Annotated in this window: 20 protein-coding genes and 2 pseudogenes; 17 read left to right on the top strand and 5 right to left on the bottom strand. The window is 32.8% G+C overall.

The window, feature by feature from the left end; translation table 11 throughout:
• Window positions 1-10 precede the first annotated feature (10 nt).
• Complete coding sequence (locus ACZLO7_RS13375) at window positions 11-595, top strand: M15 family metallopeptidase (RefSeq protein ID WP_464937550.1); 585 nt, start codon at window positions 11-13, stop codon at window positions 593-595.
• 142 nt (window positions 596-737) lie between these two features.
• Here ACZLO7_RS13375 and ACZLO7_RS13370 read toward each other — a convergent pair.
• A pseudogene (locus ACZLO7_RS13370) lies at window positions 738-1527 on the bottom strand (transposase); the annotation flags it as partial.
• A 670-nt stretch (window positions 1528-2197) separates the two neighbouring features.
• Here ACZLO7_RS13370 and ACZLO7_RS13365 point away from each other — a divergent pair.
• The 7 genes from ACZLO7_RS13365 (at window position 2198) to ACZLO7_RS13335 (ending at window position 10933) form a co-directional block, all read left to right on the top strand.
• The gene (locus tag ACZLO7_RS13365; RefSeq protein WP_464937551.1) at window positions 2198-3454 is read left to right on the top strand and encodes a glycosyltransferase family 4 protein; all 1257 of its coding nucleotides are present in this window, start codon (window positions 2198-2200) and stop codon (window positions 3452-3454) included.
• Window positions 3448-4776, top strand: a complete 1329-nt coding sequence (locus ACZLO7_RS13360) for a glycosyltransferase (RefSeq protein ID WP_464937708.1) — start codon at window positions 3448-3450, stop codon at window positions 4774-4776. Before ACZLO7_RS13365 ends, ACZLO7_RS13360 begins: the two co-directional genes overlap by 7 nt.
• Window positions 4777-4793: 17 nt before the next feature.
• The gene (locus ACZLO7_RS13355) at window positions 4794-5054 is read left to right on the top strand and encodes a hypothetical protein (RefSeq protein ID WP_464937552.1); all 261 of its coding nucleotides are present in this window, start codon (window positions 4794-4796) and stop codon (window positions 5052-5054) included.
• Entirely contained in the window at window positions 5041-7758 is a 2718-nt protein-coding gene (locus tag ACZLO7_RS13350; RefSeq protein WP_464937553.1) for a glycosyltransferase, read from the top strand. Before ACZLO7_RS13355 ends, ACZLO7_RS13350 begins: the two co-directional genes overlap by 14 nt.
• 162 nt (window positions 7759-7920) lie before the next feature.
• Window positions 7921-9198, top strand: coding sequence for a nucleotide sugar dehydrogenase (locus ACZLO7_RS13345; RefSeq protein ID WP_464937709.1), 1278 nt, complete (start codon window positions 7921-7923; stop codon window positions 9196-9198).
• On the top strand, window positions 9195-9998 hold the full coding sequence (locus ACZLO7_RS13340; protein ID WP_464937554.1) for an ABC transporter permease: 804 nt from the start codon (window positions 9195-9197) through the stop codon (window positions 9996-9998). The genes ACZLO7_RS13345 and ACZLO7_RS13340 overlap by 4 nt, the downstream gene beginning before the upstream one ends.
• A 14-nt stretch (window positions 9999-10012) precedes the next feature.
• Window positions 10013-10933, top strand: coding sequence for an ABC transporter ATP-binding protein (locus ACZLO7_RS13335; RefSeq protein WP_464937555.1), 921 nt, complete (start codon window positions 10013-10015; stop codon window positions 10931-10933).
• A gap of 110 nt (window positions 10934-11043) precedes the next feature.
• Here the strand turns inward: ACZLO7_RS13335 and ACZLO7_RS13330 are convergent, their stop codons facing one another.
• Window positions 11044-11472, bottom strand: coding sequence for a MarR family winged helix-turn-helix transcriptional regulator (locus ACZLO7_RS13330; protein WP_464937556.1), 429 nt, complete (start codon window positions 11470-11472; stop codon window positions 11044-11046).
• A 119-nt stretch (window positions 11473-11591) separates the two neighbouring features.
• Between ACZLO7_RS13330 and ACZLO7_RS13325 the strand changes: the two genes are divergently transcribed.
• Together ACZLO7_RS13325 and ACZLO7_RS13320 are read left to right on the top strand one after the other, a co-directional pair.
• Window positions 11592-12179 carry an NAD(P)H-dependent oxidoreductase gene (locus ACZLO7_RS13325; RefSeq protein ID WP_464937557.1) on the top strand — a complete coding sequence of 196 codons (588 nt, stop codon included), beginning with the start codon at window positions 11592-11594 and terminating at the stop codon, window positions 12177-12179.
• 536 nt (window positions 12180-12715) lie between these two features.
• Window positions 12716-13282 carry a cupin domain-containing protein gene (locus ACZLO7_RS13320; RefSeq protein ID WP_464937558.1) on the top strand — a complete coding sequence of 189 codons (567 nt, stop codon included), beginning with the start codon at window positions 12716-12718 and terminating at the stop codon, window positions 13280-13282.
• 265 nt (window positions 13283-13547) lie between these two features.
• On the opposite strand, the gene pgeF is transcribed toward ACZLO7_RS13320, so the two are convergent.
• Together pgeF and ACZLO7_RS13310 are read right to left on the bottom strand one after the other, a co-directional pair.
• On the bottom strand, window positions 13548-14315 hold the full coding sequence (gene pgeF, locus ACZLO7_RS13315; RefSeq protein ID WP_464937559.1) for a peptidoglycan editing factor PgeF: 768 nt from the start codon (window positions 14313-14315) through the stop codon (window positions 13548-13550).
• Window positions 14316-14411: 96 nt separating this feature from the next.
• Window positions 14412-14774, bottom strand: a complete 363-nt coding sequence (locus ACZLO7_RS13310) for a helix-turn-helix domain-containing protein (protein ID WP_464937560.1) — start codon at window positions 14772-14774, stop codon at window positions 14412-14414.
• A gap of 142 nt (window positions 14775-14916) precedes the next feature.
• Here ACZLO7_RS13310 and ACZLO7_RS13305 point away from each other — a divergent pair, with 142 nt between their 5' ends.
• The 3 genes from ACZLO7_RS13305 to ACZLO7_RS13295 all read left to right on the top strand — a co-directional run bounded on the left by ACZLO7_RS13305 (window position 14917) and on the right by ACZLO7_RS13295 (window position 16332).
• Window positions 14917-15183, top strand: coding sequence for a helix-turn-helix transcriptional regulator (locus tag ACZLO7_RS13305; protein WP_464937561.1), 267 nt, complete (start codon window positions 14917-14919; stop codon window positions 15181-15183).
• A 127-nt stretch (window positions 15184-15310) separates the two neighbouring features.
• The gene (locus ACZLO7_RS13300; protein ID WP_464937562.1) at window positions 15311-15478 is read left to right on the top strand and encodes a hypothetical protein; all 168 of its coding nucleotides are present in this window, start codon (window positions 15311-15313) and stop codon (window positions 15476-15478) included.
• A 377-nt stretch (window positions 15479-15855) separates the two neighbouring features.
• On the top strand, window positions 15856-16332 hold the full coding sequence (locus ACZLO7_RS13295) for a hypothetical protein (protein ID WP_464937563.1): 477 nt from the start codon (window positions 15856-15858) through the stop codon (window positions 16330-16332).
• A gap of 30 nt (window positions 16333-16362) precedes the next feature.
• Here ACZLO7_RS13295 and ACZLO7_RS13290 read toward each other — a convergent pair.
• A pseudogene (locus tag ACZLO7_RS13290) lies at window positions 16363-16823 on the bottom strand (transposase); the annotation flags it as partial.
• Between the two features lie 223 nt (window positions 16824-17046).
• Here ACZLO7_RS13290 and ACZLO7_RS13285 point away from each other — a divergent pair.
• The 4 genes from ACZLO7_RS13285 (at window position 17047) to ACZLO7_RS13270 (ending at window position 24076) form a co-directional block, all read left to right on the top strand.
• On the top strand, window positions 17047-17265 hold the full coding sequence (locus ACZLO7_RS13285; RefSeq protein ID WP_464937564.1) for a hypothetical protein: 219 nt from the start codon (window positions 17047-17049) through the stop codon (window positions 17263-17265).
• A 970-nt stretch (window positions 17266-18235) separates the two neighbouring features.
• On the top strand, window positions 18236-19459 hold the full coding sequence (locus ACZLO7_RS13280) for an ATP-binding protein (protein ID WP_464937565.1): 1224 nt from the start codon (window positions 18236-18238) through the stop codon (window positions 19457-19459).
• A gap of 307 nt (window positions 19460-19766) precedes the next feature.
• The gene (locus tag ACZLO7_RS13275; RefSeq protein WP_464937711.1) at window positions 19767-20411 is read left to right on the top strand and encodes a formylglycine-generating enzyme family protein; all 645 of its coding nucleotides are present in this window, start codon (window positions 19767-19769) and stop codon (window positions 20409-20411) included.
• A 500-nt stretch (window positions 20412-20911) separates the two neighbouring features.
• Window positions 20912-24076, top strand: a complete 3165-nt coding sequence (locus tag ACZLO7_RS13270; protein ID WP_464937713.1) for a DEAD/DEAH box helicase — start codon at window positions 20912-20914, stop codon at window positions 24074-24076.
• The last annotated feature ends 68 nt before the right edge of the window (window positions 24077-24144 follow it).

Below are 24144 nucleotides of genomic sequence, written 5' to 3'. Positions count from 1 at the left end.
ACAATTATACATGAATAACAGTATTAATTATCGTTTAGTAATGGGGATGGTTTTAATTTTTATCCTTATTCTTATCCCTATTAGTATATTTTTTATATACAACCAAGAAAAAAATGACGAGTATACCTACCTAGGAGATGAAGCACCAATACCAACTGAACTACATCCGATCGTGGAGGAAAGTAAAAATATTTTAATACAAAGAGCAGAAGAAAAAAATATAGATATTATGATTACAGAAGGTTTTAGACCCTTTGAAAAACAGGATGAGTTGTACAAACAAGGCAGGTCTACCAAAGGAAATATCGTCACTTACTCAAAAGGCGGAGAATCTTATCATAATTATGGATTAGCCTTTGATTATGCGGTAAAAAATGCTACTGGAGGTATAGAATGGGATATTGAATATGATGGTAATAAAAATGGAGAATCGGATTGGTTTGAAGTCGCTGAACTAGCAAAAGAACTTGGATTTGAATGGGGTGGAGATTGGAGGGGATTCAAAGATTACCCTCATTTACAAATGTCCTTCGGATTGAGTATTCCCATGCTTAAAGAAGGGTATCGCTTAACTGATGAAAAAATAGAAGAATGATCATCTCAAAAGGAGGGCACTGAAAAACTAACGTTTTTAAAATGTAATGTTCTTCAATAGTAAACACCGGCACTTTTTGTTCAATTTTGAACAGAAAGTGCCGGTGTTTTTTTGTATTTCCCTTATTCTTCATTTAATAGCTTCAAGAACGTTTCAAATTTACCGCAAATATTGTTGTAGCTCCTTGGACTTTTTGGTCAAATAAACTTGCCGATTTTGCCGTATTGTAGCCATGCGGATTTTCAACTCACTATTCTTCGCTTCAATTTTATAGCGCTTTTTCGCTAAGTCTTTAAATCTTTCCGTTTCTTGAAAAGCTGCTTGCTCTTCATTTTCGGTTGATTTTTTGAAACTGAATACGTTTTGCTTTTGGCACCGTCTTTATAACAGCCATCTTGTAATGGACAAACCTTACATTTTTCTATGTCAAAGTAATATGTTTGTGTTTGATTTTTACCCACGTTTTTTTATTCGTTCTCGCTTTTCGAATCGCCTATGCCCAACTGGACAGATAAACATACTGGCATTTTTACTAAAATCAACAGTTGTTTCACGTTGGCCATTTCCATTTGTTATCACCGGATTTAATTTTGATATCAGTTGAACCTCTTCTGTTAGTGCATACTGTAAATTATCTTTTCCTGACTAGGCTGTGTCGCCAATAACCGTATCAATTTCCATGCCAGTATCTTTACTTTTCTCTACTAATTCTTGTAGGTAATGTCCGTCACTTTTTTCACCTGTTGTCACAACTGCCGCTGTAATAATTCGTTCATCAATCATCGCAATGTGCGTTCTAATTCCTCTGTAATTTCATTTGAAGTTGGTTTTAATGGAAATTTTTCTTTTATCATTTCATCGAATTGATAGACGGCTTTTCGGACATTCTTTGATTTTTCTTGTAAAAATTCTTTTGGTGACATCTTTAGGAACAAATAAATCGTAAAGCCCCATATAAGAGCTTAGAGTGAATGTTTCTTGTTTGGAAATAATGGACAGCACTACCTTGAATTAGTCCTTTCAATAAAAAGGGTTAGGTGTGAATCGGAAAAACTCAGAAAAACGATAAAACTAGTTGATTGGAGTGCAGGCGGCGACTCCTTGGGGAACTAGCGAACATTTTGAGACCCCACAGGAGCGTTAGCGACGAGGAGGCTCAAGGTTCTCCCCAGGAAAGCGTCCGCCGGAACGGAAATCAACGGCATCGAAGAAAAGCCATGGCAGAAACGATTAATCGTTTCGCTATGGCTAAAATTCATTTTATGGACTTTTTCAGTGCCCTCCTCAAAAGCCGTCTTTTGAAGATGGTTTTTTTGTTTTAGTTGAAAAATAAAGTCGGTTCAAAAGAAATCTTAGCTAGTTCGATAAAGGGAACTTTATGCAGTATATATATAAGTTGAAAATTCAAAGTAGCGAATTTAATAACAAACTTTGATAATTTACTTTTATTAACACAAGTTTACAAGATGTTAATAATAAAGAATCATTGCATTAACAAATAATGTAAAAACTAATGTTACAATGAACAGACTATCAGATGTAATGAAAAAACAACCATCAACTTGTTACGGTAAAACCATTTTATTTAGGAGGATACTCTAATTGTCAAAAACTAAAGTATTGATTATCACACAAAATTTTCATCCTGAAATTGGTAGCCATGCAAATAGAATGAATAATATTTTTCAATTATTACAGATAGAAGGATACGAGGTCTCTGTATTGACAACAGAACCGTCTTATCCGAATAAAAATCTATATGAAGATAGGCAGTTTTGGAATAACAAATCGTTAAATGAACATCAAAATATTCACAGAGTGCATGTTAAAAATAGGAAATATGCATTTAGTATGTTAAATAGACTAATTCATTATTTAGAAATCTCTTTAAAAATGTTGTTTTTTGTTTTATTTGATAAACAAAAATATGACGTAGTATTCGTTACTTCGCCAGCAATATTTATGGCATTTGTTGGTGTCATAGCAAAAATTAAGTATAAATCTAAATTTATTTTAGATATTAGAGATCTTTGGCCAGAATCATTAAAAGGGGTTGGGGTCTTTAATAATAAATTTATTATTAAGTTTTTTTCTATATTAGAAGTTTATTTATATAGAAAAGCACACTACATTGTCATTAATAGTATTGGTTTCATGGATTATATAGTAAAAAAGGCAAATGTAGATAGCAATAAAATCATATTTATTCCGAATGCTGCTAGAGAATATGAAGTAAACCCAATAGATAAAGAAGATGAATATTTCAAAGTCATTTATACAGGTAATATTGGACTTGCACAAGATGTAGATTTCCTCAAAGAATTAGTTAATAATTTGGCAGAAAAAAATATTAGGATTACTATTGTTGGCTATGGACAAAAGAAAAATGAACTATTCAATTTTATTAAAGAAAACAAATTGGATAATGTAACAATTGAGAATCCAACCACTAGAAATGAGTGTTTAAAGTTAAATGCAAATCATGATGTTGGTGTACTTGCATTAAATAATAAAGAAGTGTTTGATACGGTTTTACCCGGTAAATTAATTGATTATATGTCATCTGGACTGCCAGTTGTAGCAGCTGTTTCGGGTTATTCAAAAGAACTTATTGAAAAAAATCAAACAGGCTTTGTTTCTGAAAGTCGAGATGCAGCTGAAATAGTTGAATATATTTTGATGTTAAAAAACAATCCTGAAGTACGAAAAGAAATAGCAAATAACAGTCATAAGTTAATTAAAAACCATTTCTTATGGGAAAAAAATATTCAAAAATTAACATGTTTATTTGAAAGTGATTATAAATTCAGTGGAGCAGGACCATTAAACAGCAAAATAGATAGGGATTTAACATTATGAGTAAAAACGTATGTATGTTTGTTTGGAATAATTTCACGAACGATGCTAGAGTGCTCAGGGAATGTACCGCTTTATCAGAAGAGGGATATAAAGTAGATCTTATTTGTATACATGATCCAAATGATCCAACGATGAAATTAGAAGAAAATAGAGAAGAAAATTTTAATGTGTATAGAGTTCGTAGATATCCTATTTTATTTACTATACTTCAAACGTATTACAGGTTTTGTTTGAGGTATAAATTAGTTGGCGTTATTACTTTTATAATTTGGATGTTAACAGCTTATTTTTTTCCTTTAATAATCCTACCGCTAACTTTATTGGGACTTCTTATTCTAAAGACAAAGGTGAAGACAGTGTTTATTAGAGGTAGTATAATTTCTCGAATGATTATGAAAGGCAGCAAGAAAAAGTATGATCTGTATCATTCGAATGATTTGAATACTTTACCCCAAGGTTTTATATGTTCCAAATGGCGACTAAATAAGAAACCACTTATTTATGATTCTCATGAAGTCCAAACTAGTAGAACAGGCTATGATAGTCCTATTTATGGCGTGATGGAGCGCTTCTTCATAAAAAGAATTGATTCCATGATAGTAGAAAATCATACAAGAGCTAAATACAATGAAGATTTATATGGCTTTTATCCAGAAGTAGTTCATAATTATCCATTTAAACAGACAGCTATTTCAAATGAGACAGTAGACCTTCATAAAATCCTTCAATTACCTACAGATGAAAAGATTCTTCTTTACCAAGGAGGAATTCAAGCTGGTAGGGGGTTGAAACAATTGATACAGGCTGTTCCAAAATTTAAGGAAGGGACGCTTGTGCTAATAGGTGACGGTAGAATTAAAGCTGATTTGGTGAAAATGGTGAAAGAGATGAGCCTGCAAGAAAAAGTAAGGTTCATAGCAAAGGTACCACTAAATGAACTACCTAAATATACAATAAATGCTTATTTAGCTTTTCAAGTATTAAATAATACAAACTTTAACCATTACTCGGCTTCATCAAATAAATTATTTGAATATATGATGGCAGGTGTGCCAGTTGTAGCATGTGACTTTCCTGAAATTAAAAGAGTAATCGAGGGAGAGAATACAGGGATATGTATAGACTCTCATAATCCAAGCGCAATTGCTGATGCCGTAAACAGGCTATTGGAGGATAGAGAATTGCGTAATCAATTAAGTGAAAACAGTATAAAAGCAAGTGAAATCTATAATTGGGAAAGAGAAAAAGAATTGTTCATGAATGTGTATTCTAAAAGCTATTCAAGTTATTTTAAAGCAATTGAAACTACAATATCTAATTAAAAATAATAGGAGTGTTTATGTTGGATTTGAAAACAAATGACACATCTGAAGAATTGGATCAACTGACAAAACGACTAATTTACGAAAAGCAGTCTAAAATAAGCATTTTTGAAGAGCTTATAAGAATTTATGAAAGTGAAGAAAAGTTGTTAACGTCGTACAAACAATTATCAGCGCAATATTATGCAATAAGTAATTCGAAACTAGGAAAGTTAACTTATGTATATTGGAGATTCCTGAAAAGAATTAAGCGAGGCAAGAACAATGAAAATAACTAATTTGGATGAGCAAATCAATCAAATAAAATCAAGAAAAGAAATAATCGAATATGCGATAAAAAAAGAAAAATATGAAATTGACTATTTATTAGAAAATAGTGAATTACCAATAGATAACTCAATCGAACAGTTCACTTTATTTGATGAAGAGGTAGATACATCAAACAAAATGGACAAAGAGGAATATTTAGAGTATAGGGAAGAAGTTGCTGATTTCGAGTATTTTGATCAAATAAAACCATTGCTTGAAAAGATACCTGATAGCAACGGAAGTCGTTATTATCAAAAGTTTAAAATGAATGTCGGCATCATAGCGGATGAATTTTTATATCAATCCTATAAAGATGTAGCAAACTTTTATCCTATCACATTTTCCAACTATAAAGATTTTAAAAATCAAATAGATATCTTATTAGTGGTAAGTACTTGGAAAGGTGTAGATAAAACGTGGGATGGTCTAGGAAATCCTTCTTCCAATAAAAGAAGAGAAGCACACAAGGTTATACATTTTTTTAAAAAGAATAAAGTGAAAACGGTGTTTTACTCTAAAGAAGATCCTGTTAATTATGAGGCATTCATTGGGTTAGCCAAAAAATGTGAGTACGTATTTACTACAGCAATAGAGAAAGTTGAAAGTTATCGAAAAGACTGTCATCATGACAAAATTTTTGTATTAGAGTTTGGCGTAAATCCACTTTACCATAATCCAATTGGGATAAAAAACATTCAAAAAAGTAATGATGTTTTCTTTGCTGGATCCTGGCTAACGAAATATCCAGAAAGACAAAAGGAAACAATGGAGATATTCGATGGGGTAACTAAGGCAAATAGAAGATTAAAAATAATCGATAGGAATTTTCACTTAAATAAACCTAACTATTTCTTTCCATCAAAGTATTTGCAGTATATCTCTCCATCTATTGAACATGAATATCTTCAAAAAGTTCATAAATTATACGATTGGGCTATTAACTTAAATTCAATAAAATATAGTGAAACAATGTTTGCGAACAGAATTTATGAACTACAAGCCATTGGAAATATAATTATCTCTAATTATAGTGTAGGGGTGAATGATAAGTTTCCAAACGTCTTTCTAGTGAATGATAAGAACGAAATGAAAGAAATAATAAACGGATTTACTAGTGAAGAGGTGTATAAACACCAGGTAATTGGCATTAGAAACGTCATGTCATTACATACTACGTTTGAAAGATTTGATTATCTATTAGATTGTATTGGGTTTAGTAGGCAGCTACATTCAAAAAAAGTACTGGTAGTAGTAGATTCTATGAGTGCGAATGTAATAAGAGATTTTAATCATCAAACATATTTAGAAAAACAAATCGTAACAGAAGCTGAGTTTAATGAACTTCTAAAAATGGAGTATGATTTTATAGCATTTTTTAATTCAAAATATAATTATCAAGAATATTATCTAGAAGATATGGTAAATGGATTTAAATATACAAACTCTGATTATATTTCAAAAAATAGTTACTATCATGGGAACCAATTAGTTGAAGGTAATGAACATACTTATATAAATGAGATAAAAGATAAATATAAAACGATGTTTTGGTCCGGTTCTTTCAAAGCAGATGAGTTGTTAAAAATGAAGCAAAATCATCGAAGTGATAATGGTTATTGTATTGATCACTTTGAATTAAATGCTTTACCTAAGAACCCTCACCTTGAAATGGATAAAATTGTGTATGAATTATCTGTTATCGTACCTGTTTTTAATAATGGGAAATACTTATTAAACAAATGTTTTAATAGTCTCAAAAGAAGTAGCCTTTTTAAGGAGATGGAAATCATCATAGTAGATGATGGTTCTTCGAAGAAAGAGACGATTACTACTATAAATAGAATAGCGAGGGAACACCACAACGTCGTAACCCATTTCTTTCATGAAGGTGGAAGTGGAAGTGCTTCAAGAGCAAGAAATAAGGGAGCAGAACTTGCTACTACCGAATATGTAACTTATTTAGATCCAGACAATGAAGCGGTTAATGATGGTTATGCCCAGTTGTTACATGTACTAAAAAGTAATGCAGAAGTAGATATAGCTATTGGAAATATGATTAAGCTAAATAATTCGAAAATTGGTAATTTTAAATATTTTGAAACGGTCATTAGTGCATGTCAGAGCAATATTATTAGTCATCCAAAACAATTATTAATGGATACAGATTTGAGAACACAAAGTATTCAGGCATTAGTAGTGAAAAAGGAAATCATAATAAATAATAAGTTGAAAATGGTTGAAAATGCAGGTGGGCAAGATACGTTGTTCTTCCAAGACTTGCTGTTGCATTCTAGTAAAGGTGCTGTGATTGATAAAGATATACATATTTATTACGCAGCAGTATCAGGATCTGTTACGAATACGGTTACGAAAGAGTTTTTTAATAAGTATTATACATTAGAGAAAGAAAGACTACCATTTTTGATAAAAAATGAACTGTTGGATTTATATATGGAACGAAGATTTAACTTCTACTTTAGAAATTGGTATCTCATTAGGATTAAAAAGATACAGCATGAGGATCAACAAGAGGCCATTGATACTCTCTACAAGATTTACTCATTGTATAAAGAGTATTTAGTCAATAATTCTTTGGATATTGATAAATTTGCTGCTCTATATGAGAAAAGAAAATATAAGCAAATCGTCAAATATTTTTCTAGCATTAATTGAATGCTGAGAATCTTTTTGAAAGGAAGTGAGAATTGATAAAGTGCAATGCTCTACTTTGAAAAAAACAAAGTCTAAATGAGCAACTTCAATGTCAACATGATTCCATTTGGTACATTAACAATCCATTAAAACTTATTACCATGAATATTGGAGGAAATAATGATGAAATTATGCACTGTTGGCTTAGGATATATCGGCTTACCGACTTCTATCATGTTTGCAAAAAACAATGTAGAAGTAGTAGGGGTTGATGTGAAGAAAGACGTAATTGATTCATTAAATAATGGAGAAATTCATATCGAAGAGCCAGGACTACAAGATGCACTTGATGAAGTCATTGCAATGGGAACATTTAAAGCTTCACTCATTCCTGAAAAGGCGGATGTGTTTATTATTGCTGTTCCAACACCTAATAATCATGATCAATATAAATCCTGTGATTTAACCTATGTGATTAGTGCAATTAAATCAGTATTACCGTATTTAGAACAAGGTAATGTCATTATTGTTGAATCTACTATTGCACCTCGTAGTATGGATGATGTCATTAGACCATTAGTAGACGAAGCAGGCTTTGTTGTTGGAAAAGACATTTTTTTAGTGCACTGTCCTGAAAGGGTACTACCTGGTCAAATTCTTCAAGAATTAGTGTTTAATAATCGTATTGTTGGCGGGATTACTCCTGCATGTGTAGAAGCAGGGGTTCGCGTTTATAGTACTTTCGTAAAAGGTGAAATTATTAAAACTGATGCGAAGACAGCGGAAATGTCCAAGCTTATGGAAAATACATTTAGAGATGTAAATATAGCACTTGCTAATGAATTAGCAAATGTGTGTAATCTATTAGAAATAAATGCATTAGATGTTATCGAAATGGCCAATAAACACCCACGTGTCAATCTACATACACCGGGGCCAGGTGTAGGTGGACACTGTTTAGCTGTCGACCCATATTTTATCGTTGCTAAAGCACCAGAGATGGCTCAATTGATAAAGTTATCTCGTACGATTAATACCTCTATGCCTCAAATTGTAGTAGAGAGTGTCAATAAGCTAATGAATAATGTCGAAGGAAAAGTAGTAACTATATTCGGACTAACCTATAAAGGAAATGTTGATGATATTCGTGAAAGTCCTGCAATCGAAATTTTCGAACAATTACAAGCTCAACAAAATTATGAGGTACGAGCATATGATCCACATATTAAATTAGATTGGGTTATGCAAGATTTAGAACAAGCAGTGAAAGACTCTGATCTCATCGTCGTATTATCAGATCATCATGAGTTTAAGGAATTTGGAAATTCTGATTTTGCCAACATGTCGAATATAAGGATTTTTGATACAAAAAATGTAGTGAAACGTGTTCCGAATTATGTTGAATATATTAACTATGGCAATCTATATAAATATACTAAAAAGGAAGCTACTATTGTATGAATTTTGTTCGGCAGATTCTGAAGGAACAAGTTTTTCATTTTAATTTGATTTTTCGATTAAGTTTATACGAAGAAAAAGGTAAGTATGCAATGCACTACTTGGGAGCTTTATGGCAAATATTAAATCCATTTATTCAAATAGGCGTCTATTGGCTCATTTTTGGTTTAGGAATAAGAAAGGGTTCTCCTGTTGAGGGAACCCCATTTTTTCTATGGTTAATCATTGGTCTAGTGCCGTGGCTATATATCAGTCGGACTATTACACAGGGGTCCAATAGTATTTATGCAAAAGCAAATTTAGTATCTAAAATGAACTTCCCGGTAAGTGTACTGCCTACCATAATAATTGTGGGGAATTCAATCTCATTAATTCCTATGATTATCCTTACTTTTGTCATTGTTTTAATATATGGTATTTTCTCGGGGATTTATTTAGTACAAATACTATATTATTTATTTTGTCTATATTTCTTTCTTTTTGCATTAACATTGCTCTTATCAACACTCACAACTATCATTCGAGATATTCAGATTATGGTACAATCAATCGTTCGACTAATGATGTTTTTCTTACCAATCGTCTGGAACGTTCAAAATTTCCCTGAACTATTGGTAGGTATTTTGAAATTAAATCCTTTATTTTATATTATCGAAGGATTTAGGTACTCTCTGTTAGGTGGACAATGGTTTTTCGAAGAACTTCCTTATACTATTTATTTTTGGAGTGTAACCATTTTAATACTGACAATTGGTTCCTATATGCATATAAAATTTCGTGATAGATTTGTTGACTATCTATAGTCGGAGGAAAAGAAATGCATCCGAAAATTCGATTTACGAATGTATCAAAAAGTTTCAGGTTATATAGTAAGCAATCAGAAAAACTGTTTGATATCATTTCTTTAAAAAAAGATAGAGACCATTTTTTTGCGCTTAGAAATATCAGTTTTGAAGTGAATGAAGGAGAAGCCATTGGCCTTATTGGGCTTAATGGTTCTGGTAAATCTACTCTTTCAAATTTACTTGCACAAGTAATTCCTCAAAGTCTAGGGACGATAGAAATTAATGGAGAAACTTCATTAATTGCTATTTCTGTGGGATTAAATAATTCATTAACAGGTTTAGAAAACATAAAACTTAAGTGTTTGATGCATGGTTTAAGTATTGCTGAAATTAATCAATTAAAATCAGATATCATTGATTTTGCAGATATAGGGAAGTTTATTAATCAACCTGTTAAGAACTATTCTAGTGGGATGAAATCTCGATTAGGCTTTGCAATATCAATTCATACGAATCCCGATATATTAATTGTGGATGAAGCCTTATCTGTTGGAGACCAAACATTCTACAAGAAATGTCTGGATAAGATTAATGAATTTAAAAGCCAACGAAAAACAATCATTTTTGTTAGTCATTCATTGTCCCAAATCGAAGCGTTTTGTGATAGAGTGATGTGGATTCATTTTGGACAAATTAAAATGTTTGATGAAACTAAAAAAGTTATTGGTGAATATAAAAAATTTATAAACTGGTTTAATTCCTTAAGTGAAAGCGAAAAAAAAATTAGTAGAAAAGAAATGTTGGATGGACAATACAAAGAGGATTTAATTTCTTCAAAAAGCCAGTTACATCAAGTGAAAAGGAAACATAAAAATTCAAATTTCACATTCGCTATACAAGTTTTGGTATTGATCTTCATAGTGATTTTAAGTGCAACTTATATGTTATTGTAATGAATTGTTAAACAATTAAATATTCCATGAATACTTATTAAAATAGCTCCTTAATAAAAGTTGATTTGTAGTTAGAGTGCAACTTTAAATTAAGGAGCTATAGTATTTTATTAAAAAAATAATTTTGATTGAAGAATACTTAAGGCGCGGTCAATATCCTCTAAGTCTTCTTTTGAAGCATTTTGTATTCGGCTTAGGAAACGAGATTCTACTAATGTAAATGCCTCGTTCATCATGGATTCCCCTTCTTTTGAGAGACGAATATATTGTTTTCGTCGATCCTTAGTATCACTAAACTTTTCGATTAAATTCTTTTCACTTAATTTTTTTAGCTCTCGACTTGTGTTCGGCATTGATAAATGTTGACAGTCACTTATTTCACTTGGTGTAACAGGCTGACTCACTGTAATATATTCTAAAATGTTATATTGAACTGGCGTGATAGAATCTGATTTAGCGTTTTTTGTCAATTCGTGTGTCACACGATGAACAGAAGTTGTAAATGAAACCCATTTATTAAATAGAGCATTTTTGTCCATAAATTTCACCTCTTACAGTGAAGATAACAGAATGGTTGTCATAAAACAATTATCATTTGACAACTAAGATGGTTAAGTGGTACATTTTAGTTATCAAATGATAAGTAAAGGGGTGCATTATGAAGACACTAATAGTTTATACATATCCGAATCATAAAAGCTTAAATTATGCATTTTTACAAGAAATCATCAAAGGTAGTAATGAAAATCCTAATATAAAAGAGTTACAGGTTTTAGATTTATATGAAGAGGGCTTTAATCCACTTCTAGTATTTAATGAAAGTAAAAGAAGACGAGATATGTATTGTGATCCTTCTTTCGAGAAATATCGCAATCAAATTACTTGGGCTGATAAAATAGTCTTTGTTTATCCAATCTGGTGGGGGAGGCCCCCTGCAATGCTAATGGGTTACATTGACCAATTATTCGCTGCGAATTTTGCCTACCGTGATAAGAAGGGCCTGTTACCAGAGGGGCTTTTGAAAGGGAAGTCCGTCGTTTGTGTATCCACCATGAAGGGGCCTGCAAAGTATCCACTTTTATGGTTGAATAATGCACATAAGGTATTGATGAGAAAAGCGTTATTCAATTTTGTAGGAATTAAAAGAGTAAAGTTTTTTGAATTTGGTAATATGGAAAGTCCAAAGGGAAGACAAACAAAAAAGTTAGAAAAAATTTATCAATATTTCAAGAAAGTTGTGAGATAAAATTTATTTGTTTGATGAAATTATTCTCTATGAATAAATGTTACTTTGTAAAAAGTTTGATCATTTATAATGGAATTTGATAAAAATCATCTCACCTCTATAGATTTCTTAGAGTTGAGGTGATTTCTTTATTGGATATTTGTTAATGTCACTATATAGATTGTGAAGAAATATACGTACATTAGCGGGCGAGTACTTGGTTGATTTCTGTAAACAATCGGGTTATTTAACTTCTTTCAGTAGAAGTCTCCCACCTCTATAGGTGGTGAGATGAATGCGGATTTAAGCTGCTTTTCAGCGGGTGTCCAAACACCCGCTGAAAGAAGTTAAAGCCTCCGGCGGATGTCACGGAATCGTAAAGGAGTTTTTTGTGCAAGCACAAAGCCGATTCCGGACGCAATTATGCCGAGGCATAATTGATTAAATTAAGTGTTTTAGGCTGAAAACGCTTCTTTAAATAAGTCTTCTTGAATCTAAGTACATTAAGTTAATAAGTTGCATAAACTATTTTTATAACTGTGAAGGGATTGAGGGAAATGTACTATGTTCCTTATATGTATCCATGTACTTATTATGCTAATGTACCAATGTATACCTATAACAGACAACCAGTTTACTGGAATTATCCTAATGCGATAGAACATTCAAACAGATTTGATTTTTATCGCTCTTCCAATGGTGATGATAGATTCTGGTTAACTGATTATGGTCCAAAACCATTTGTCATTAATATCAATGAAGCAACGAAGCAAAATAATACGTATCGTACTGCTTTATGGACAGGAACACATTTACAAGTTACTTTAATGAGTATCAAGGTTGGGGAAGATATCGGTTTGGAAATACATCCTAACGTTGATCAATTCTTACGTATTGAACAAGGCCAGGGGCTTGTTCAAATGGGTAAGAGTAAAGATAATTTAAATTTTGAAAGAAATGCCTACGATGATTTTGCAATAATGATCCCTGCTGGTACATGGCATAATGTAACAAATACAGGTAATGTCCCTCTAAAACTTTACTCGATATATGCACCTCCTAATCATCCGTTTGGGACTGTTCATGTTACCAAAGCAGATGCAATGGCTTCGGAAAAAGACTAAGGTTATGACAATGAAAATACAGTATTTTTGGCAGGATTCCAGATGAATGATATAGCACACTGAATTTTTGGTGAATGAAGGATTAGTGGATGTTAAAAGAGGAATAAATTCTACACATATTCTTCAAGAGTTTATCTCTGACGGACCTTATCATACGAACGGGGACTTTGGTTGAAGAAGAATTACTAGAAAATAAACAAACTTTATTCCAAAGCAACAATGAAAGGAGCGGACTCAAAATGATACATTTGAGTCCGCTCCAATTTTATTCTTCTTCTTTTTTCATAATAAAACTCAAATGTCTTCCAGCTTTTTTATCTTGACGATATGAAAATCCTTCCGGGCTTAAATACGTACAAGTTTGATCAATTATTATTCGATCAGACGGGATTCCTGCCAGCTCACATTGTTTTTTCACGGTTTGTTGATTGTCAATGTGATACTTGTGAGTTTCATCATTATAGTAGATAAAATCATCTGCGTAGCCAAGGTTTTTGAATTTTACATATACATCTGTGTCAACTTCGAACTTTTCTTGGCTAAGAGCCATACCAATATGAATATGTAAATCAATTGGATTACAGTTTTCGACATGTATTAAATGATTAAAAACGTTTAAGGATATTTCTTTTACTGTACCTTGCCACCCAGAATGAATCACGCCAATAAGGCCAGTTACTTCATTATAAAAAATAACCGGGACACAATCAGCAGTAAAAGAACATAATAATAGATTTGGCTCATAAGTATATAGTGCATCGGTATCTGTAATGGCGGTATCAGTACGATTAGAACCACGGCCTTTATCAGCGAGTGTGACCTTATGGAAATTCGAGCTATGCGTTTGATTGGCGCAAACGAAAGTCTCTACATCACAATTCAAGGAAGTAGCTAATTTTTTTCGATTCTCTATCACATAATCTTGATTAACACATGCGTGAAGAGCCATGTTGTTGCTTTCAAATGCAGTTTCGTCTTTTAGGGTTGTTCCTGCAATAAATCTCTCATTGTTTAAATAAATGTTTGTTTTCATATTATCACCTCATAAAATCATTTATAAGATTATTTTTAATTATTATTTATAATAATAGTAAAAAATTAATACCCAGTGACATCATTATAAATCGTGTTAAATATCATTGGTATCCTTCAAAATCTCCCACATCTTGCGTAACTTGTGTAAATCCTCTTCACTAGACTTCGGCAACTCTTTATACCATTTCTGCAACGATGGATCATTTACGAATGCCTGGGACTCTTTTTTATCCTTATAGAGTGGTGATGGAGTAGGAGAGTCTGTTCTTCCTAATAGGTAATCTACAGTTACATTATAAAAGTCTGCTAATTTTTTTAAAGTCTCAAAATCCGGTTGTGTTGAAGAAGTTTCATAACGGGCATACGTTGAACGATTTAATAAAAGTCTATCTGTTAGTTCTTTTTGGGATAACCCTTTACTATTTCTTAATCGTTTTAAGACTTCGCCAAATTCCAACTCAATCAACTCCTTCTCTTTGGTTATTATAAGTGAATTTTATGCACTATAATTAATTTGTGTGGAAAATACACAAAAACAGTTGACTGTGCAAAAAATGCACGATATATTATGTGTAATAAATACAAAAGGAGGTGACGGGATGTTCACTGATATTTTAAAAGAACGACGCAAGATATTGAACTTTTCACAACAAATAGTAGCGGATGAAGTAGGAATAGAACGTTCTTATTACACCAAGATAGAGAATGGTTTAATACCAAGTGTAAAAGTTGCACAATCTATAGGTGTTGTTTTAGATATTGAATGGACGAATTTTTTTTGTTTAAAATTGTGTAAAAAATGCACAAATGAAACTTACTTAAATGCTCTACTCTCACCCAGCAACAGTAATATACCAAGACCATGATTTAGAATCTACTGGTGTGTGTAAGGGGAAGAGGATTAAATAATACAACACAGCAACGTTTCAGGTCAAAATCGAGATATGTACAGTTAAGTTCTTTCATCGAAGTTCGGATAGTAAAACGTTTCAAATGATGGGGAAATTAGAAGTTCTTCGATCTTTAAGAAAACACGGAGCATACATGACACCAGACTGTATTGAACAAGTTTTGTTGAATCCAGATGCAATCATTAAAATAGTAACTCGATTAAAAGAGGAGAAAATAAAATGTCGAAAAGCAGGGATGGTCATTCTATAACAACAGCCAAAAGTATTACCCGAGATTCGGTAGCTGCCAGTCAAACATCTAACTAGATTAGTGAGTTAGCAGAGTTATAAAAACAGAACAGTATTGATATCGGTGAGAAAGAACTTTATTCATGGCTACTTGAGAATGGTTATTTAATCAAGCAGCCGAAGTTTTATGGAGTGACTGAATGAGCATAAAAGAAATCAAAGGCTAACATGCACTTGGAATTGTGGGAATTATCAAAATAAAAGTTGGTCGAATTGGATTACTAGATTACGAGATTATTCACTAGGCTTTAGTGGTTAAGCGTGGGTTGGAGAGTAATCGGCAGGAAATTGTAAATTAGTCAGTTCTTAATAATAAATAAATTTAAGGGGATGAATGAAATGGGATTAGATATTAAAACATACAGGAATTTAACGGTTGTTTTAGACCCTAAATTTAATGAGGAGGGAGAACTTTTAAATTGGGCAACGGAATGGAAGCCAGGAGATAGTATGGATTGGTCGGAAAAATATTTTCCTGGTCGTGCAGAAGGTATTGACTCGCAAAAAGTTTATACATGGGCAGAAGTATTTAGGTTCCAAGCAGGTAGTTACAGTGATTATTACTGGTGGCGTTCAAAGTTAGAACAATTTTCAAACAATGAAGCATTTCAAGAACTAATAAATTTTGCAGACAATGAAGGTGTTATTGGCTTTGTAGTAGCCAAAAAATTAGCAAAAGACTTCTATGATAATGCGGAGAAAGCAAAAGACTTCGCAGATACATTGGATGACGGAGAATACTGGATTGACTTATACCATAATTGGCAAAAAGCTTTTGAAATGGCATCAGATAATGGGGCAGTTGAATTTCGGTAATTTATACGGTAATTTATATTAAATGTTAAAGGAGAGCGCTCGAGCTTGGAATGCTTCTACCTGTCCAGACATCGCTTTCGTCATATTCGAAATCGTTTGTGGTGTGTAATGATGACCATACATTTTCTCCATTAAATCATAGATTTCCGTCATCGTTACACCTTTCTGGAACATATGAATGACAAAACGATTCGAGCGTATTATTTTAACGCTAATATGGACTCACAGTCTGTTGTTAAATTCATCGTACGATCACGTAGAATGGTAATTTGAAGATCACCAAATTCTGTGTGAAGCGTACGTGAATAGGTTCCATTTCTATAGTTTCCAGAGTTGAAGCCAATACGGTCGTACTTTTCGTAGTCTAAGAAATATGTTAATTCGCTCGCTAAGAGCGCGTTTACGGCAGATTCTAGGTGCGTGTGAAAGACTTCCTTAATATCTTCTTTTTTTACTAGAGCTTGGACAATATCTGATGTAAACTGATTCATAGGTAAGACCTCTTTTCTGTGAATTGTGTTGTGGTGATTTAATTCTACAAGAAAATGTCTTCCTTTTTCTATTTATTCATTTACACAAGATATTTTACGCTCTCAGACGGTGGAATAGCTGTTCTATTTAGTATAACTACAATATTTATAATTTTTTTAAAAAAGATATACTCCTAATAGTATATCGAAACTTTTATTTCAGCGGAATAGGAAGGGAATCAAATTGAAAAATTATATAAAAAGAGGAGAATTAGGAAAGTATTATTACATAAATATTTATATTAATGCTTTTTTAGCAATTCTTTCAGGGAGTCTTGTCATTCGAGGAATTTTAGAAGAAAATAATTTTAGCTATTTCTGGATGTTCGGGGTAATTATAACGACACTAATTGCAATTGACTCCACAATAAAATTCAATAAAAATAAAAAATCCAACACTTAATTATTATTTATTAATTTCAGTTAATTTTTTTAAAAATTTAGGTCATTATCTTTTCTATCACGATTATAGCCCGTAAAACAGCCTTCTATTGATTACTTATTTAAAATGATTGAATTGGTTACACTTAAATAAATAACTCTTATAAAACCTATAACAAAAATATACTTACCTTTATATTCACATTTACACCAGATGAAAATAACCAAAAATCCTCTAAAAAAGGCATTCCGAAGAATGCCTTTTAAAATACCAGTAATTATAAATCCCAAACTATTCAAACAGAGGCATTTAGTTTTAGCTCAAATAAAGAGTATGATGTTTTTATTTCACATGCTTCAGAAGATAAACATAACTTCGTAGAACCGCTAAAGAATCTTCTCTATTTTCTCTTCTACTTTTTTCATACGTTGTATTATTTTCTTAATTTCTAGTTCTAACTTTTTATCCAATTCAGATATCTCTTCTCCAAGAAGTTTTGCTCTCTTATTATCTCTGTATGATTTATGCTCTACTAAATAGTCTCATTTATGTTCATTAAAACAAGAATGTTGAATATTCAGATGTTTATTTGGTGTATTTACGACTGATTTATTCGTTGGTGATTAACTTGTCGTTTTTGAATGTGGAAATGGTCGTACAACTTTTATCATCTAACTGATGAGATTGATCCAACAACAGAAATACTATTTTCCGAAAATAAGAAGGTCTTTGTCATTTATCTGAGAGAAAGCTTGTTCAGTCTGTTTTTACATCTGATGCGTGTTTTATACAAAAAAATAGCTAATATCTTCTTTTTTTACTAGAGCTTGGTCGAAAACTGGTGTAAACTTAATCGTGTGGAAGATCTTTTTCTGTGATTTGTTTGTAGTAATGCATTTTACAAAAAAGAAGCTTCCTTTTTCTATTTGTTCGTTTATTAGATATTTTACGCCTTACTTGGAAAGTTGAAATACTATTAAAAGGAGTTTGTATGTATAAGACTTATATACGTAATAATCAGAAGGTATATTATTTTACAGTATTATTAGTAATAACGATTATGACTATGGGGCTGTTACTTAAAAACCCCATTTATGGTGAACTAGGAATTGGTTTTGCAATTCATTTAACATTTGTTGTAATTATTTCTATAAGTTTATTGCTCTACCCTAAGTATGGGACGCATGGTTTTAGAACAATTATTATTATTGAAGCCTTCATCTACTTTTATAGTATTTTCTTTTTATATCCTGAGACTTGGTCGAACTTTATTTTTCTCTGTTTTATTCCAGCAGTTGCTATTATGTTTTTCGATTCTAAGCTCTTTTATTTTTCTTTAGTTATAAACACTATATTAATAGCATTAACGTTTGGTTTTATTGCGTTACTTGATCGGGGAGATTTATATATTTATATAAATCAAGACGTAGTAGGGAACATTTTAAACTATTTAGGTAGTCAAGTTCTCATTTATTTTATTTACTATTTGACAAATTTGCGTATCAAAGAACAAGAGTTATATTATGAACAAATGAAAGGAGCAGAGCGTTTAAAGACAGCTGGACAATTAGCAGCAGCTGTTGCTCATGAAATTAGAAATCCTGTAACAGTTGTTAAAGGATTTTTGCAGCTATATGAAAAAGATTCACAATTTAATGATTCTATAAAAGGCCAATTTACTTTGATGATTGATGAATTAAATACAGCTGAGAGTGTGGTATCGCAATTTTTATCTATTGCGAAACCAGAAGAGAATTTAAATATTGAATCAGTGAATTTAAAATTTGTCCTTCAAAGCGTAACCGATTTACTAAATTCATATGGGCTTTTAAATAATAATAATATTGAATTAGACATAACAGAAGATTGTTATATCGCAGCGAACAATATAGAGTTAAAACAATTGCTTATTAATGTGATAAAAAATGCAATAGAGGCTTCTGATATTGGCGATTCCGTTATTGTTAAAGGTGGAAAGAAAAAAGAATTTGTAGAAATTCAAGTAATAGATCATGGACGCGGAATGTCTGAAAAAGAAGTTGAATGTCTCGGTACTCCTTTTTACTCTTTAAAAAGCAAAGGGACAGGATTAGGTATGATGATTTGCTTTAATATTGCAGCAAAATATAAAGGAACCATTGACTTCCAAAGTTCAATAAATGAAGGGACTACTGTAACTATTTGCTTCCCATCGGAAAATAATGCTGACAAATAAAGTTGAATAGTATTTACATAATAATAATTATTTTTTAATTCTTAAAAGCTATTTCGTAACTCGATGTAATCATGAAGTAGATTTGTCTGAATTCCAAGTAAATGACTTGCCCCGTGGGTTGGTCATTTTTTATTTAGGCTATGTTATAACTTATTGTTGATATTTGAACTTTACTAATATATCAAAACGTCAACAGTTATCTCAGTGGTCTGAAAATATAGATGGATTGCTGTGTAATTTATAAAATCATGATCATTAGGAGGAAGGTAAGGTGACAAATAAAATAAAGAATTACATTGACTACCCAATGGTGAAAATTCCAGGAGGAGAAATAGAATTAAGAGACGATAGAATAAAAAGTAGATGGAATGTTGAAATAAGACCGTTTCTTCTTGCTAGGTATCCTGTAACTATGAATTTCTACTTTGCTATTACAAATAAATCATCTAATTCTTTTGATGAGGATCTTAAACCGGTTGTAAATATTTCTTGGAATGATGCTATTTCTTTTTGTAATCTACTTTCAAAAAAAGCTGGATTGGAAGAGTGTTATTTTATAAGTAATGATAGTGAAAGCATTATTTGTAATTGGAAATCTAACGGCTATCGGCTTCCTTCAGAAGCAGAGTGGCAATATGCATGTAAGGCAGGGACTACTGGTTATAGGTACGGAGAGCTTGATAAGATTGCCTGGTATAACCAAAATTCAGGAGGCAAAATTCAGGAAGTAGGAAGAAAGGAACCGAATGCATGGGGGCTACATGATATGTTAGGAAATGTTTGGGAGTGGTGTTGGGATTTATATGATGAAGAAGTGTACGGCTCCTACCGAATTTTCCGAGGAGGTAGCTGGGCTGAAGAGACTAGGGGGTGTGGAGCAACGTGTCGTCGTCGTAGCCATCCATCGTTTTTCATAGACGACCTTGGATTCCGTCTTGCCAAGTCTTTTTAACTTTTTTCAGCAGAAGTCTCCCGCCTCTATAGGTGGTGAGGTGAATGCGGATTTAAGCTGCTTTTCAGCGGGTGTCCAAACACCCGCTGAAAGAAGTTAAAGCCTCCGGCGGATGTCAAGGAATCGGAAAGGGGTTCTTTGTGCAAGCACAAAGGAGCGCCCGCCGGAACGGAAATTAACGGCATTGAAGAAAAAGCCATGGCAGAAACGATTAATCGTTTCCGCCATGGCTAAAATTCATTTTATGGACTTTTTCATTGCCCTCTTTTTGTGGACGTTTTTTCTTTGGTCATAATCAACATCAAGATTTTACATAGCTTATATTTAAGTTAATAGAGAGAAGTAATTATAAACTGATTTTTACTTAAAAATAGTTATTTCCGAATGTTAATGACAAGCAAACATGTTTTGCCTTAGATGATTTGTATGAGAAAATAAATTATCAGTTATTAAATATGAATACGTGTAGAGTATTATCGAAGCCGAGAAAGGACCGAATGATGGATTTTTTAATTAATGAAACAAAGATAAAGAATTTGTGTGGTGAAGTCGCTTTTAAAAAGGGTAAATCTTATTACCAGACGGGAAAAGTAAATGTTCATTCTTTTCAACAAGGTGATTCGATAATTGAAGCCTGTGTAAAAGCGGGAACTGATTTTGATGTCACGGTAGAAGTAGATCCTGATGGAGAAATCACAGCCAAGTGTAGTTGTCCGCCAATTGGGTTTGTCAAAACCTATTGTCAGCATATTGCAGCGGTCCTATTAGCTATTGAAGAGATGCAGCAAGTTGAAAACGCCTTGACTAACAGAATGCTAGGCTTATTTGAAAATAAAACGAAGCAACCAAGTGCCCATCGATTGCATTTTGATAATAGGCAGTCTCTTAATGTTGAATTTACGTGCCTGCCAGTTTTACTGAATAGCGAGGAGTATGTATTCGGAATTCAGGTAAGGGTAGGCTTTAATGCATTACATGACATCACGAATGTATCACAGTTTCTCAAAAGACTTGAGCAGAGAGAACCATTTGAATATTCGCCAGGATTAATATATGTACCTGAGCATCACAGCTTTCTAAGAGAATCGGATGATATCCTACAATTTTTGATAAGAAGCCAACGTGTGAAAAATAATATGGACTTACATGATGAGATGATATTAATTTCTGCTACGGATTGGGAGCAATTGATACCCCTATTAATTAAGGCATCGGCAGTACGATTTAAGATAGGAAATAAGGTTTATGAAGGTGTCCAGTTTGGTCAAGAACTTCCTTTAGGTTTTCAGTTTGATGAAGCCCATACAATTGACTACCACCTGAAAGTTAAAGGACTAGAACAGATAACCGTATTAAAAGCATATGGATATGCCTTCTCAGAGGGCATATTGTACAAAATTCCTCAGGAAGACTGTTATCGTTTAGCAGAATTAAAAGAAATGTTAGATCAGTCTGGAAAACACCAGCTCGTTATTTCAGAAAATCAAATAGAACATTTTATGACAAATGTTATACCTGGTTTGATGAAGTTAGGGCAGGTGACTATTGGCGAAAGCGTTTCAAAAAGAATGGGGGAAACGCCTCTAAAAGCCAAATTATTTCTGGACCGAGTAAGGCATAGATTGCTAGCAGGTTTGGAGTTCCATTATGACCAAGTCGTCATCAACCCTTGTGAAGAAACGGATCAACCATATCCACATATTCCAGGAATTATGCGTCAGCGTACTAAAGAAGAACAAATTATTAAGCTATTACTTGAAAACTCCTTTACTCAAACACCTGGTGGATTTTATTTATACGATGAAGAAGCGGAATATCAATTTTTGCATCATAACATTGCTGACATAGAAAAATTGGTTCAAATCTATGCGACAACCTCTGTGAAGATGCGTATCCATAAAGGGTATACAGGTCCGAGGATAAAAGTTGAGGTCGGAGAAAGAACAGATTGGATTGAATTCCGTTTTGACATCAAGGGAATCTCAGAATCAGAAATTCAAAATATACTAACCTCATTAGAGGAAAAAAGAAAGTATTACCGAATTCCTAATGGCACATTAGTATCATTAGAAACCCCCGAATTCATGGCGCTACACCAAGTAATAAGCGATTTGGAGCTATCTGCAAGAGATATACAAGGAGAAGAAATACGAGTTCCATTAATTCAGGGGATGCAATTAATCGATTCACTTGAACAAGGTAATTTAGTGGATCCAGGTGAAAACTTCGTTAAGCTTATAAAAAACTTAAAAGATCCCGTAAAAATAGAGAGTGCAGTACCAAGTGCTTTAACTCCAGTACTTCGCGATTACCAAAAAGTTGGTTATGGTTGGTTTAAGATGCTGGCTAAATATAAATTCGGGGGCATTCTTGCGGACGACATGGGGCTAGGAAAAACACTTCAAAGCATTGCTTTTATCGAGTCAGTACTACAAGATGTCCGTGCTCAAAAAAAGCCAATATTAATAATTGCACCGTCGTCTCTCGTCTATAATTGGAAGAATGAGTTTGAAAAATTTACTCCTCATATAAATGTGCAAATTATTGCGGGCAATAAAGTCACAAGAATGTCCTTATGGAAGGAATCTATTGAAGCAGATGTTATTATTACTTCTTATCCGTCACTACGAATGGATTTAGCCCTTTACCGAAACCAGACATTTCATACATTGTTCTTGGATGAGGCTCAAACGTTTAAAAATCCAGTTACCAAAACCGCAAAATCAGTAAAAATGATTCAGGCAGATTACAAATTTGCACTTACAGGAACGCCAATAGAGAACTCTTTAGATGAGCTTTGGTCTATATTTCACATCGTGTTTCCTGGATTATTGCCTAATAGAAGGGCTTTTAGCGAATTAAGTAGAGATAATGTAGCGAAAAGAGTACGTCCTTTTATATTACGACGTTTGAAAAAAGAAGTTTTGAAAGAGTTACCAAATAAAATTGAAACTATGCAATTTTCGGAGTTACAAGAAAAGCAAAAACTATTATATGCAGCATATTTAGCTGAATTGAAAAACGAAACTTTGAAGCATTTAAGAAATGGTAGTTTTCAAAAAAATCGCATCAAATTTTTAGCTGGTCTGACTAGACTACGCCAAATCTGTTGCCATCCCTCTTTATTTGTTGATAACTATACAGGAAGTTCAGCAAAGTTCGAACAATTGAAGGGAATTATAGATGAATGTCGTCATTCGGACAGAAGAGTGTTAGTCTTTTCGCAGTTCACTCAAATGCATAGCATTATTAGACGCCATTTGGCCTACCAAGGTGTACCTTATTTCTACCTAGATGGGCAAACTCCTCCCGAAGATCGTGTAGAATTATGTGAACGATTTAATAACGGAGAAGGGAATGTTTTTCTCATTTCTTTAAAAGCAGGGGGCACAGGCCTAAATTTGACAGGTGCAGATACAGTGATACTTTATGACCTTTGGTGGAATCCCGCGGTTGAGCAGCAAGCGGCAGATCGCGCCCATCGGATGGGGCAGAAAAATGAAGTTCATGTAATCCGTTTGGTGGCAAAGGGAACAATAGAAGAGAAAATATATGAGCTTCAACAAAAAAAGAAGCATCTTATAGACGAAGTAATTCAGACTGGCGAAGAATCTTTGACCTCTATGACAGAACAAGAAGTAAAAGATTTATTAATGATTGATTAGGATAAGTAAATTCAAACGAAGGAATTACAAAAAAGCACATCCCACAATTTTTGAACGAATTGCAGGAT

Source organism: Viridibacillus sp. d25.2, assembly GCF_055456015.2.
Note: the sequence above shows the minus strand (reverse complement) of the source record. Positions and strands in the feature narration are given on the sequence as shown.

Excerpts from the sequence above, each read along its gene's own strand:
- ACZLO7_RS13325 (WP_464937557.1), top strand. The coding sequence starts at position 11,592 with ATGAAGACACTAATAGTTTATACATATCCGAATCATAAAAGCTTAAAT.
- ACZLO7_RS13295 (WP_464937563.1), top strand. The coding sequence starts at position 15,856 with ATGGGATTAGATATTAAAACATACAGGAATTTAACGGTTGTTTTAGAC.
- ACZLO7_RS13350 (WP_464937553.1), top strand. The coding sequence starts at position 5,041 with ATGAAAATAACTAATTTGGATGAGCAAATCAATCAAATAAAATCAAGA.
- ACZLO7_RS13355 (WP_464937552.1), top strand. The coding sequence starts at position 4,794 with ATGTTGGATTTGAAAACAAATGACACATCTGAAGAATTGGATCAACTG.
- ACZLO7_RS13300 (WP_464937562.1), top strand. The coding sequence starts at position 15,311 with ATGATGGGGAAATTAGAAGTTCTTCGATCTTTAAGAAAACACGGAGCA.
- ACZLO7_RS13345 (WP_464937709.1), top strand. The coding sequence starts at position 7,921 with ATGAAATTATGCACTGTTGGCTTAGGATATATCGGCTTACCGACTTCT.
- pgeF (WP_464937559.1), bottom strand. The coding sequence starts at position 14,315 with ATGAAAACAAACATTTATTTAAACAATGAGAGATTTATTGCAGGAACA.
- ACZLO7_RS13280 (WP_464937565.1), top strand. The coding sequence starts at position 18,236 with ATGTATAAGACTTATATACGTAATAATCAGAAGGTATATTATTTTACA.
- ACZLO7_RS13275 (WP_464937711.1), top strand. The coding sequence starts at position 19,767 with ATGGTGAAAATTCCAGGAGGAGAAATAGAATTAAGAGACGATAGAATA.
- ACZLO7_RS13305 (WP_464937561.1), top strand. The coding sequence starts at position 14,917 with ATGTTCACTGATATTTTAAAAGAACGACGCAAGATATTGAACTTTTCA.
- ACZLO7_RS13270 (WP_464937713.1), top strand. The coding sequence starts at position 20,912 with ATGGATTTTTTAATTAATGAAACAAAGATAAAGAATTTGTGTGGTGAA.
- ACZLO7_RS13340 (WP_464937554.1), top strand. The coding sequence starts at position 9,195 with ATGAATTTTGTTCGGCAGATTCTGAAGGAACAAGTTTTTCATTTTAAT.
- ACZLO7_RS13335 (WP_464937555.1), top strand. The coding sequence starts at position 10,013 with ATGCATCCGAAAATTCGATTTACGAATGTATCAAAAAGTTTCAGGTTA.
- ACZLO7_RS13375 (WP_464937550.1), top strand. The coding sequence starts at position 11 with ATGAATAACAGTATTAATTATCGTTTAGTAATGGGGATGGTTTTAATT.
- ACZLO7_RS13330 (WP_464937556.1), bottom strand. The coding sequence starts at position 11,472 with ATGGACAAAAATGCTCTATTTAATAAATGGGTTTCATTTACAACTTCT.
- ACZLO7_RS13320 (WP_464937558.1), top strand. The coding sequence starts at position 12,716 with ATGTACTATGTTCCTTATATGTATCCATGTACTTATTATGCTAATGTA.